The organism is Acinetobacter sp. YH12099, from assembly GCF_013419195.1.
Lineage (GTDB): Bacteria > Pseudomonadota > Gammaproteobacteria > Pseudomonadales > Moraxellaceae > Acinetobacter > Acinetobacter towneri.
Genome location: NZ_VPAP01000001.1, coordinates 119993 through 132753, shown reverse-complemented (window position 1 = coordinate 132753; position 12761 = coordinate 119993). Strand labels below are relative to the sequence as shown.

Annotated in this window: 10 protein-coding genes, 1 tRNA gene and 1 pseudogene; 11 read left to right on the top strand and 1 reads right to left on the bottom strand. The window is 40.9% G+C overall.

The features are described 5' to 3' along the window. Positions 1–10 precede the first annotated feature (10 nt). Positions 11–1027, bottom strand: a complete 1017-nt coding sequence (gene epmB, locus FTU39_RS00660) for an EF-P beta-lysylation protein EpmB (RefSeq protein ID WP_096901068.1) — start codon at positions 1025–1027, stop codon at positions 11–13. Positions 1028–1339: 312 nt separating this feature from the next. On the opposite strand from epmB, the gene efp reads away from it, so the two are divergent. The 11 genes and pseudogenes from efp (at position 1340) to FTU39_RS00605 (ending at position 12666) form a co-directional block, all read left to right on the top strand. Further along, the gene (gene efp, locus FTU39_RS00655; protein WP_004971615.1) at positions 1340–1909 is read left to right on the top strand and encodes an elongation factor P; all 570 of its coding nucleotides are present in this window, start codon (positions 1340–1342) and stop codon (positions 1907–1909) included. A 266-nt stretch (positions 1910–2175) separates the two neighbouring features. Further along, entirely contained in the window at positions 2176–4275 is a 2100-nt protein-coding gene (locus FTU39_RS00650; RefSeq protein ID WP_004971612.1) for a carbon starvation CstA family protein, read from the top strand. Positions 4276–4285: 10 nt separating this feature from the next. Next, a complete protein-coding gene (locus tag FTU39_RS00645; RefSeq protein WP_171324790.1) occupies positions 4286–4591 on the top strand; it encodes a YbdD/YjiX family protein in 306 nt (101 codons plus the stop codon). A gap of 157 nt (positions 4592–4748) precedes the next feature. Then, complete coding sequence (locus tag FTU39_RS00640) at positions 4749–5708, top strand: MoxR family ATPase (protein WP_096901148.1); 960 nt, start codon at positions 4749–4751, stop codon at positions 5706–5708. 7 nt (positions 5709–5715) lie between these two features. Further along, positions 5716–6624 carry a DUF58 domain-containing protein gene (locus FTU39_RS00635; protein WP_180051594.1) on the top strand — a complete coding sequence of 303 codons (909 nt, stop codon included), beginning with the start codon at positions 5716–5718 and terminating at the stop codon, positions 6622–6624. 5 nt (positions 6625–6629) lie between these two features. After that, positions 6630–8657: a DUF3488 and transglutaminase-like domain-containing protein gene (locus tag FTU39_RS00630; RefSeq protein WP_180051593.1), complete on the top strand. Its 2028-nt coding sequence runs from the start codon at positions 6630–6632 to the stop codon at positions 8655–8657. Between the two features lie 32 nt (positions 8658–8689). Further along, a tRNA-Val gene (locus tag FTU39_RS00625) sits at positions 8690–8766 on the top strand. Positions 8767–8991: 225 nt separating this feature from the next. Continuing rightward, positions 8992–9528: pseudogene (locus FTU39_RS00620) on the top strand (ABC transporter permease); the annotation flags it as partial. 116 nt (positions 9529–9644) lie between these two features. After that, positions 9645–9824 (top strand): hypothetical protein, encoded by a 180-nt coding sequence (locus tag FTU39_RS00615; RefSeq protein ID WP_004971601.1) that lies wholly within the window; start codon positions 9645–9647, stop codon positions 9822–9824. Positions 9825–10242: 418 nt separating this feature from the next. Continuing rightward, complete coding sequence (locus tag FTU39_RS00610; RefSeq protein ID WP_096901065.1) at positions 10243–11565, top strand: NCS2 family permease; 1323 nt, start codon at positions 10243–10245, stop codon at positions 11563–11565. Between the two features lie 99 nt (positions 11566–11664). Then, positions 11665–12666, top strand: a complete 1002-nt coding sequence (locus FTU39_RS00605) for an adenosine deaminase (protein WP_096901064.1) — start codon at positions 11665–11667, stop codon at positions 12664–12666. The last annotated feature ends 95 nt before the right edge of the window (positions 12667–12761 follow it).

Sequence of the window (12761 nt, the reverse complement as noted above, 5' to 3'; positions counted from 1 at the left end):
GTTATTTAACTCAATAAGTTGAAACCCCAAAAAGCGGTGTCTTGTTTTTTTCGCCCGCAATTTCCCTAACGAGTTTAGGAACTAAATAGCCGGGTAAGTTCGCTAAAAGCTCTTTATAGATGTGATCAATGTCTTGCGGCATTAAATCAAAATGATGCGCTCCTTTTACTTTATCTAACACGTGTAAATAGTAAGGCATCACCCCCGCATCAAAAAGACGATAGCTTAAATCGACCAAGACCTGAGCAGAATTATTGACCCCATTTAATAAGACTGCTTGATTCAGAACGGTGATATTTTGTTCGACTAACTTGGCAAGTTGCGAACAGGTAAAGTCATCTAATTCTGATGCGTGGTTCGAGTGTACCACTAGAATAATACGCAGCCTACTATTTTTTAGTAAGGAAATCAGCGATTCATCGACACGGTTGGGAATAACAATCGGAACTCGTGAATGAATTCTCAAAAATTTTATTTGTGGAATAGACGCTAAACGCTCAATCCAGATATTTAATTTACGATTTGACAAAGTGAGTGGGTCGCCACCACTTAAAATCACTTCATTAATATCGGGCTGGCTTTCAATGTAATTACGGATATTGTCCCAGTCTTCAGTTTTTGGCAGATTTTCCTGATAAGGAAAGTGCCTGCGGAAACAATAACGACAATGTACTGCGCAAGCACCAGTCAAGGTCAGCAAAAAGCGTGATTTATATTTGTGTAAGACTCCAGGTTGTTGATTGGCTTGTTCCTCACCCAAAGGGTCGGTCACAAATCCAGGATGATCTTCCAGTTCTAAATGATGTGGCAGAACCTGTAACAGTAAAGGATCGAGTGGATTGCCTTTTTGCATTTTGGCCACAAATGCACGCGGGATACGCAATTTAAACTGATTGGATGCCAGTAAAGCACCTGACAGCAACTGCTGTTCAGACAGCTCTAAAATATTTAACAATTCGCGTGGGTCGGTGATCAAGTCACTGAGTTGAGATTGCCAGTTTTGTTCTTGGTACAGGTAGTTGATCATGCCAGAAAAGATTTAAATATGAGGTGAAAGGAACCAAGTACAGATCTATTTAGCGTAGATGAATTCTTTGTTCATTGAGCGTGAATGCCGCGAATGATTAATCGCTTTGAATCAGAATCATTACAAAACAGCTGATTTTACCGATATCTTGAGGTGATCGGTAGTGGATTTTCATTGCTTCGTTATGGCTTGCTCATTTACAATACGTCCGATGAAAAAAGATGTTGCAGGATGGCGAGCATCGCAAAGCTGCGTTGGTCATTTGCTTTGTAACATAAATAGTTAAGTTAGTCAGTTTGGAGTGTGCCAGTCATGGCCTATTATTCTACGAATGATTTCAAGTCAGGCCTTAAGGTTATGCTTGATGGTAACCCATGTTCAATCATGGAAAATGAATATGTAAAGCCAGGTAAAGGTCAAGCGTTTAACCGCGTAAAACTTCGTAACCTTCGTTCTGGTAAAGTTTTAGAAAAAACATTTAAGTCTGGTGATTCACTAGAAGCAGCTGACATTGTAGAAGTAGAAATGGAATACCTCTACAACGATGGCGAAATGTGGAACTTCATGGATCCTGTATCTTTTGAGCAAATTGCTGCTGACAAAACCGCAATGGGCGATGCTGCAAAATGGTTAAAAGATGATTCAAACGAAAAATGTACCATTATGTTGTTTAACGGTGTGCCTTTAACTGTAAACGCACCAAACTTCGTGGTATTAAAAATTGTCGAAACTGATCCGGGTGTACGTGGCGATACTTCTGGTGGTGGCGGTAAACCAGCGAAATTAGAAACAGGTGCAGTGGTACGTGTTCCTTTATTCGTACAGCAAGAAGAAAGCGTTCGTGTAGATACACGTACAGGTGAATACCTAGAACGCGCATAATGATTTATTGATAAATCATAAGTAAAAGAGGGGGATGATTCGCGTCATCCCCCTTTTTTGTTGATTTGATTATGTGGTAAAAGAATAGGTGAAAAGTATAGGAAACTGTTGGTGCTCCATTTAAGTGTACGGTAGCGCACACTATGGATGTAAGGGCAGCAGACATCAAAATAAAAGGAGCAGGATCAACCAAGGATTTAGGAAATAAAGCTACATCTCGACAATAAAAGTAACGCTTAAAAAATGTAACAAGAAGAGAGATTGACATGGAAACAGTTCAACCGAAGTCAGGTCTGACTTCAAAAATTATATGGCTTTTGGTCGCTATATTGGGTGCAGTATCTTTTGGGATATTGGCAGTCAGTAGAGGCGAACACGTCAATGCAGTCTGGTTAGTTTTAGCTGCGGTCTGTGTCTATAGCATTGCATACCGCTTCTACAGTTTATTTATTGCCACCAAAGTATTTGAGTTAAATGAGCGACGCTTAACGCCCGCACATCGTTTGGCTGACGGTTTAGATTATGTGCCCACCAATAAAAGTGTGTTATTTGGTCACCACTTTGCCGCGATTGCAGGTGCAGGCCCTTTAGTTGGGCCTATTCTTGCAGCACAAATGGGTTATTTACCCGGCACGATCTGGCTTTTAGTCGGGGTGGTGTTGGCAGGTGCAGTCCAAGACTTTTTGGTTTTGTTTATTTCTACACGTCGTGATGGGCGTTCTTTGGGAGAAATGGCAAAACAAGAGTTGGGTTCATTTGCTGGTGTGATTGTCATGCTGGGTGCGCTGGGCGTGATGGTGATTATTCTTGCCGTACTCGCTTTGGTTGTCGTGAAAGCTTTAACCAATAGTCCGTGGGGCGTATTTAGTATTGCAGCCACCATCCCAATTGCGATTTTCATGGGCATTTATATGCGTTTTATTCGTCCGGGGAAAATTGCTGAGGTTTCCATTATTGGTTTTGTCCTGATGATGATGGGTATTATTTATGGTGAAAATGTTGCACAGCATCCATTCTGGGGGCCTTTATTTACTTTAAGTGGCACAGAATTAACGTGGTGTTTAATTGCCTACGGTTTTATTGCTTCAGTTTTGCCAGTGTGGTTGTTATTGGCGCCACGTGATTATTTATCGACGTTCTTAAAAATTGGTGTTATAGCGGGTTTGGCTGTCGGGATTGTGTTTGCAATGCCTGAAATGAAGATGCCTGCGGTGACCCATTTTATTGATGGTACAGGGCCAGTATTTGCGGGTTCATTGTTCCCATTCTTATTTATTACCATTGCCTGCGGTGCGATTTCAGGTTTCCACGCCTTAGTGTCTTCAGGTACGACGCCAAAACTGGTCAATAACGAAAAAGACATTCGGATGATTGGTTATGGCGGCATGTTGATGGAGTCTTTCGTGGCAATCATGGCAATGATTTGTGCCACGGTGCTAGACCCAGGCGTGTACTTTGCCATTAATGCACCCACTGCAGTTTTAGGTACAACGGTGGAAAGTGCAGCAGAAGCGGTACGAAATTTAGGCTTTGTAGTGACTCCTGAGGCTTTAACCATTTTGGCAAAAGAAGTCGGTGAAAGCTCGATTCTGTCACGTACGGGTGGTGCGCCAACGTTTGCAATTGGTATGGCACATATCATCACCGAGATTTTTAATAACCGCTCAATGATGGCATTCTGGTATCACTTTGCCATTTTATTTGAAGCCTTATTTATTTTAACTGCAGTAGATGCAGGCACACGTGCTTGCCGTTTTATGGTGCAAGATACTGTAGGTATTGTTATTCCTGCAGTGAAAAACTCACATAACTTCTTTGGTAACTTGCTTGGCACAGCAGTTGCGGTGGCTGGTTGGGGCTTCTTCGTCTATCAAGGCGTGGTCGATCCTTTAGGCGGTATTAATAGCTTATGGCCTCTATTTGGTATTGGTAACCAAATTTTGGCAGCGATGGCGCTCATTTTAGGTACAGTGATTCTGTTTAAAATGAAAAAAGAAAAATATGTTTGGGTGACGATTATCCCTACAGTTTTCTTGTTCATTACTTCAATGACTGCAGGTTGGCAAAAGATTTTCCACGACAATCCCAAAATTGGTTTCTTGGCGCAAGCAGATCGTTTCAATGCTGCAATTCAACGCAATGAAATTTTAGCACCTGCAAAAACAGTGACTGAAATGCAAACCATTGTCATGTCCAATCAAATTAATGCCGTGTTATGTGGTTTCTTTATGATTGTGGCATTTGTGATGTTGTTTGCTGCCATTGGGGTGATTCGTCGTGCATTGGCAAGTCCAACACCAACTGTACATGAAGCTGAAGCGATTTATCGTGATCCTGAAACGATTCAGCCGAATAGCGGTCATTAGGAGTGAGCACATGATTAAGCTTAAATTTGCCCAACAGGGTAAAACAGTGATTTACAACATCATTAAAATGACCATCATGTCGCAAAAGGATTTGATTCTGAATCCGAAAAACTGGTCGCGTATCGCTACTTTATGGCAGCGTTTGCAACAAAGTTTTCGTTTAATGGTTGGTGTACCTGATTATCAGAACTATTTGGAACACATGCGTAAGCATCATCCAGATTTAGAAGCCATGGATCCGAAGACTTTTTATCGCTACTGTGTCGATGCGCGTTATCCATCGGCAAAAGGTGGTTTGAAAAAGTGTCCGTGTTAATCCCGTATCACGATGGAAACGTATAGAGATACGAGCTGTTTAAAACTTACTTTTTTAGGCAGTTTAGAATATCTCGAGGATTTCTTTGGAAATTTAGCAAAACGGTGTATGTTTAAACATGCGCCGTTTTTTATTGGGGATAAGGGGATTTACTGTGATTTGGGGTACAGAAAAAGTTCAAAAACAACAACTGACGCAAGCGCAGCAACAGCTCAATGCACAGATTGAATCTTATGCTGGAAAAATTCAGGCTTTTTTGACTGAAATTAATACCATTATTTTAGATAAAGAACAGCAGACCAAATTGGCGTTAAGTTGTTTGTTGGCGGGCGGGCATGTGCTTTTTGAAGATTTACCCGGATTAGGTAAAACGACTTTATCGAGTGCCTTATCGCACTTGGCGGGTCTGCAATTTCAGCGTATTCAGTTTACCAATGACATGCTGGCCAGTGATGTGATTGGCGTGAATATGTTTAATCAAAAAGAACATCAATTTGAGTTTAAGCAAGGCCCTATTTTTACCCAAATTTTATTGGCAGATGAAATTAACCGTTGTTCGCCTAAAACCCAAAGTGCCTTGTTGGAAGCGATGGAAGAAGGCGCGGTTACGGTGGATGGTGTGCGTTATAGCTTGCCGCAACCTTTTTGGGTGATTGCCACACAAAATCCACTGTTTCAAAGTGGTACTTATGCGCTGCCAGAATCACAGCTTGATCGTTTTTTAATGCGTCTGTCTTTGGGTTATCCATCGCGTTTTGCTGAAAAAATGTTGCTGCAACAAAACTCCAGACATGCGCTGATTGCCAGTTTGGCCCATATTTTTACTGAAACAGAAATTTTAAATTTACAGCAATTGGTCACGGAAATTTATGTGTCAGATACCGCGCTAGATTACTTACTCGACTTAGCCACAGAAACCCGTAAAGCGCGTCACGGATTATCTACCCGTGGTGTTTTGGCATTGAAAAAAGCAGCACAAGCACATGCTCTAATTGAGCAACGTAGTTTTGTCACTGCCGATGATATTCAAGCGGTATTTGTGGCAGTTGCTGCACATCGTATTGGATTGAGTGAGGCAGAAACTTTGTATGTGATGCAACAGGTTAAAGTGAGTTAGTACACGCATGTTTAAGCAGGCATGGCAAAACTGGATCAAGACACGTTTTAAATTTGATCGACACAAGGCCTTAAAACAAAAAGATATTTTGGTTTTTATTTACCAACAGGGCTATCTGTATTTAGTGCTGATTTTGATCACGTTTATTGCAGGCGTGAATTATGGCAATAACCTGATTTTAGGCTTTTGCTTTTTGATCAGTGCCATTTTATGTATCAGCTTTTATTTGACCTTTAAGCAGTTGCATGAATTAGAGATAGAAATTGTGACTACTGAAGTTGGGCAAGTGGGCGAAGTATTGCAATTACAATTGCATTTCAAACAAGAGGTCGCGCAGGCACGCTATTTATGGATTAAAGCCAATCATCAATTAGAAAAGGTTCTTATTCAAGACACCCAGCAGCAGTATGTATTGACATTTTTTGCGGAGCAACGTGGGCAGTTTAATTTCCCTCATTTACACATTTATTCGGTTTATCCTTTTGGCTTGGTACGTGCGTGGACTTATTTGAATTTGACACGTACCGCGTGGGTTGCGCCCAAAGCCGCCATGTATAGCGCAGAGAATAAACAGCATCAACACAGCTTTCAACCTGATTTAGACGAGTTTCGTGAGCTGCGTGATTTTCAATTGGGCGATTCTTTGCAAGCTGTGTCGTGGAAGCAAGCGGCACGAGGGCAAGGCTTATATGTGAAAGTTTTTGAACAATATCAGGATCAACAGAGTATCGACATTCACTATGAACACATGCCTGCACCGACCCAAGAAGAAAAACTAAGTTTGATGATGGGCTTAGTTGAACAATGTGAACAACAACAGTTGAATTATGCGATGTTTTTGCCGCATGCGACCCTTGAAAAAGGCGTAGGCGAGCGACAGTTGAAACAGGCAAAAATTCTTTTGGCACAGGCTTGATGATCATGCACAATTCGATTCAGCAATCTATTCTGCTTAGCCTGATCTTAATTTTGGCTGCTCACATGCTGTTTAGCCCTGTGGCATTGAGTGTTATTTTCGGACTCATGTTGTTGCTGTTGTATCTTCACTATAAAAACAAGACAGCGCATATTTCTAAAGTTTGGACTTATGGATTGACCTGTTGTGCCTTAGCCAGCATTTATTTGAGTTATAAAAGCCTGATTGGTGTAGAGGCAGGGGTTGCCTTATTAAGCACCTTTTTGTTTGCCAAAGCTTTAGAAAGTCATACTCAGCGCGACCTGATTATTTTATTTAATTTTGCGCTTTTTGTGAGCGCCAGTTCATTTTTATACAGCCAGAGCATGTGGATGACCGTGTTGGTCATTCTATGTTTAATCAGTTGTTTAATTGGGTTATATCGGATTCAAAAAAGTGCATTTTCAGATTATGCGTCGCGACATTCGAGCAGGCAAGATGCAAAGCATGACCTTAAAAATGTCGCCAAGTTTATCGCATACGCTTTGCCATTCTTTTTATTATTGTTTTTATTCTTTCCACGTTTACCGCCATTGTGGCATGTACCTATTCCTGATGCCAAAGGCGTGACAGGTATTAGTGACACGATGTCACCGGGCGATATTGCCGAATTATCACAATCTTCTGCTTTGGCATTTCGTATTGTGGGGAATATGCAGCAACTGCCGCCACGTTCAAAACTATATTGGCGGGCGATGGTACTTGATCAATATGATGGTCGCACATGGACAAGCAATTTTAGCAATCAACAACCCGTTCAGGCAGCACAATTACAGCCAGAGCAAGTCGATTTTCAGTATCAATATATTGCAGCAGATCCACGTGTACAGTGGATTATGGCGCTGGAAAAATCTGTACCGAATCAACACGGCTATGTGTTACGCCGTGATTGGAGTATGGTGCCACAGCGTCAAAATGGTCGGATTCAACCGATTGCTTTGCAGTGGGTTGGGGAATCTGCACGTATTCAAGGGGATGATGCACAGAACGAGCGTTATCGACGCTTTAGCCAGCGTTTAAATGTTCAGGTACAGACGCAATCTGACCCAAAAGCTCAGCAATTTGCCCTGCAGATGTTTGCTCAAAGTCAGCAACAACCTGAACGCTACGTGCAGAATGTATTGCAGTGGTATCGCAATAATGGCTTTAGTTATACCTTAAAACCTGGAATGCTCGGACAAAACCGAGTCGATGAATTCTTGTTTCAGAGTAAGCAAGGTTTTTGTGAACATTATGCCTCAAGTTTTGCCTTATTGATGCGTTATGTCGGGATTCCAGCGCGTGTAGTCGTGGGCTATCAGGGTGGGGAACTTGCACCCGATGGACAAAGCTGGGAAGTACGACAGCAAGATGCACATGCTTGGACAGAAGTGTTGCTCAATCAACAATGGGTACGCATAGACCCGACAGCCATCATTGCACCTCAACGTATAGATGATGGTATGCAAAACCTAATGGCAGATGATCGGGCCGTTTTGGGTGCTGACACACAAATGTGGCAATACCAACATTCTAATTTTATTCGTTCTTTACGGGTGTGGAGTGATTATGCAAGTTATCAATGGCAAAGCAAGGTCGTGGGTTATGATGCCGAGTCACAGCGTCACTGGTTTGGACGCTTAGGGCTGCACTCAAACTATGCTTTGGCAGCGGTGTTGGTTTCAAGTATTCTCATGATCTTAGCAGGGTATTTTGGCTGGATTTTTTGGAAAAAACGTCAGCAAGGTTCTCGCATAAATCGTGCCTTAGACAAATTTTCTAAAAGATTGCCCGCTCAGTTGCAAAAACAGGATGCAGAAACAGTGAGTGTGTGGATGCAGCGTTTAGCAGCGCAGGTAGATGCAAATGAACAAGAGGCATTTAAGCGTTTAGGCGTGTGCTATCAACAATATTCTTATGCGCCTGAACATGACCGTGTTTCAGAGCAGGTGTTTTTTGATTTGCTTAAAACTTGCTCGGATGTGTTGAAAAAACACAGAAAGGACTTGTCTTAAAAATCAAAACTGAATATGATGCGAAGCACTTTAGGCGTATAGCTCAGTTGGTTAGAGCGCTACGTTGACATCGTAGAGGTCTCCAGTTCGAGTCTGGATATGCCTACCAATACATTAAAATTATATGTTGTTACATAACTTCATATAAGTAATAAAGCTCTGAATTATAACGATTTAGGGCTTTTTTATTGCTTTTCTTAAAGATACATAAATTCGCTTATAGTTTAAAAATATGTACACAGTGGTGTACACATGTAAGTTTTCGGCTTATTTTGCACTAATTGGTTTTTATTTTGCACTAGAGCTTTGAAGCCTCTTTCCACATTTCATTTGTGCACTGATTCGTGAGCGAGAACATGGCACCATTAAGCATTTAACGGTTATGCTAGTCACGGTTTTTGAAATTATGCTGGCAAAGGTTTTATCGATGAGCCTTGTGGTGCTTTTAGCAGCTTTTTTAGGCTTAAAAGTAGTGGTGCAGGGGGCATTACAGGTACCCATAGAAGGAAGTTTGCTGTTATTTTTCTTTGGAGCCTTGCTGACCTTATTTGCAACAACCTCAATGGGTATATATATGGCAACCGTGTCTAAATCGATGCCGCAATTCGGTTTGCTGATGATACTTATTCTGATTCCCTTGCAAATGTTGTCTGGGGCAAGTACACCACGAGAAAGCATGCCAGAAATTATTCAAAATATCATGTTGATTGCAACGACAATGCATTTTGTAACATTGGCGCAAGCAATTTTATACCGAAATGCAGGATTGGATGTGGTCTGGCCTTCCTTTCTATGGTTAATCGCAATTGCAACAACATTTTTCTATGTATCTTGGAAACGTTTTAAAAATACCATTCATACAATGGCTTAATGTAATAGATTGAGTTTGATCGCTGAAGCACAAATTTTGACTGGGGCGTATTAAGAGTTACACCGCGCATAATTTTTGCTAATATGTATGAAAATTGTTCAATAAAAGTAAATGACATGAAACACATTCTTGTGCCAGTTTTGGTGGTGTTGGTCGTTTTATTAGGTTATCTCGTTTACTTGGAAGAGGAAACGCGAAAGCAGGCAGAACTGAACCGAGTTTTGACTGAATCTGCAAATTTATCGCTAGAAAAAACAGAAGCGGCTACACCACAGATTTTGCAAGTCACAGAATAAGCGTAGAAATTTCTAACATAATGTGTGGTAATTGCTTTATTCATCACACTTTTGTGTGCTTCACTTTATCGTAAAATTTTATCTTTAATTCAAAAAACTAGAATTTTTAAAAAATCCCTATGGTATAATTTGCCAATTGAAACTGCTTCATCACAACTCAAAGGCATTACTTTTGAGAGTGACTGAAGTAAAAAAAAGATGAACAAAGCTGCATAAAATTTATGCGGCTTTTTTATTTAGCATTCCGAATTTTTGATTTTGATAAAATCAAATGCTTGATTGTGAATTAAGTTTATCTTTTTCATGTAATTTTACATGCTCATTGGGCAAATCCATTGCCGCAACTGACACAGGCTTTTAAGTGCTGACTTAAAATTGCGTCATGCTGCAAATTCAGTTTATTTACAGGGGCTAGGTCATGACGACTCCTAATCCATCCTCAGCGGGAATGCTTGAGCGCTTATTCAAATTAAGCGAAAACAAGACCACATTCCGTACCGAGATTTTGGCGGGTGTAACCACATTCTTAACCATGTGTTACATCATTATTGTCAATCCGATGATTTTATCTGAAACAGGAATGGATCATGGAGCTGTCTTTGTCGCCACCTGTTTAGCCGCAGCTATTGGCTGCTTGGTGATGGGAATTGTTGCCAATTACCCAATCGCACTCGCACCAGGCATGGGGCTAAACGCCTATTTCACTTACTCGGTTTGTTTAGGCATGGGTGTGCCTTGGCAAACGGCTTTGGCTGCAGTTTTTGTATCAGGGATTATTTTCATTGCCATTAGCATGTTTAAAATCCGTGAAGCCATTGTTAATGCCATTCCCATGTCATTAAAATTAGCCATTGGCGGTGGTATTGGTTTATTCCTAGCTTTAATCGCGCTAAAAAATGCAGGTGTTATTGTTGATAATCCTGCGACTTTGGTGGGCTTGGGTGACTTAAAACAACCATCAGTACTGTTAGCGCTACTTGGCTTTTTAATGGTTGTAGTAATGCATCACTTTAAAGTACGTGGTGCAATTATCATCAGTATTTTGGTGCTGACTGCTATTTCAACAGCTTTAGGTTTAAGCGAATTTAAAGGTGTGGTTGGTGAAATTCCATCTATTGCACCTACTTTTATGCAAATGGACTTTGAAGGTCTATTTACAGCAAGTTTAATTGGCGTAATTTTCGTATTTTTCTTAGTCGATTTATTCGACTCTACAGGTACTTTAGTGGGTGTTTCACACCGTGCAGGCTTGTTGCAAGATGGTAAATTACCCCGTTTGAAAAAAGCACTTTTTGCCGATTCTTCTGCAATTGTTGCAGGTGCGGCATTGGGTACATCTTCAACAACGCCGTATATTGAATCATCTGCAGGTGTTGCAGCGGGTGGTCGTACAGGCTTAACCGCAGTGATTGTTGGCTTGTTGTTTATTGCCTGTTTGTTCTTGGCCCCACTTGCGCAATCGGTACCAGGTTTTGCGACTGCACCTGCCTTGTTATTTGTGGGTGTGTTGATGATTCAAGGCATTGTGCATATTGATTGGGATGACATCACCGAAGCCGTGCCTGCATTCTTAACAGTCGTGTTCATGCCATTTACTTATTCTATTGCCGATGGCATCGCTATGGGCTTTATTAGCTATGCGCTGATTAAACTACTCACTGGCAAAGCCAAGTCTGTACCTTATATGGTGTGGATTATTGCTGCACTTTGGGCATTAAAATTTGCCATGTTTGGCGGTTAATATTCTTAAACTGAAAAGGGGTGTAAACTCAGTTTGCACCCTTTTTTATTTTGATCAATTTTTTAATATTCTCCCATAAAATAGCAAAAAGGACAGAACATGAATCAACTTGAGCTAATCTGTGCATTACCTAAAGCAGAATTGCATGTGCATATTGAAGGTACTTTTGAACCTGAATTGATGTTTGCCATTGCGCAGCGCAACCAAATAGACATCCCTTATCAGTCCGTAGAAGAAGTCAAACAAGCATATAACTTTCATAACTTGCAGTCTTTTTTAGATATTTATTATGCAGGCGCACAAGTGTTGGTGCATGAGCAAGATTTTTACGATTTGGCTTGGGCATATTTTGAAAAATGTGTTGAAGACCGTGTGGTACATACCGAAATGTTTTTTGATCCGCAAACCCATACCGAGCGTGGTGTGGCATTTGCAACCGTGATTAATGGCTTACAACGTGCTTGTGATGATGCGCAAACAAAATTAGGCATCAGTTCAAATTTAATTATGTGTTTCTTGCGTCATTTAAGCGAAGATGCAGCATTTGCCACACTTGAACAGGCTTTGCCTTATAAAGATCAAATTATCGCAGTGGGTTTGGACTCAAGCGAAGTTGGACATCCACCTTCAAAGTTTGAACGTGTCTTTGCCAAAGCACGTGAAGCAGGCTTTTTAGTCGTGGCACATGCAGGCGAAGAAGGGCCAGCCGAATATGTTTGGGAAGCATTAGATTTACTGAAAGTAAACCGTATTGATCATGGTGTGCGTTCTGAAGAAGATCCTGTATTAATGCAACGTCTAATTGCAGAGAAAATGCCGCTCACGGTCTGTCCATTGAGTAATTTAAAGCTATGCGTAGTGGATGATATGGCACAGCACAACATCCGCCGTTTATTGCAGCAGGGTGTTAAAGTGACAGTTAATTCAGATGATCCATCTTATTTTGGTGGTTATATGAATGATAACTTTGTTGCTATTAGCCAAGCTTTAGATTTAAGCAATGCTGAATTAAAACAATTGGCGGTTAATTCTTTTGAAGCTTCATTTATTTCGGCTGAAGAAAAGCAAAAATGGATTGAGCAAATTCAAGCATTGGGATGAGTTAAACTGAATTTAGATTAGCTTAGACTACAAAAAAGCAGCTTAATTTAAGCTGCTTTTTTGTGGGAGAACGATTTGAATCGCTTTAAACTCAA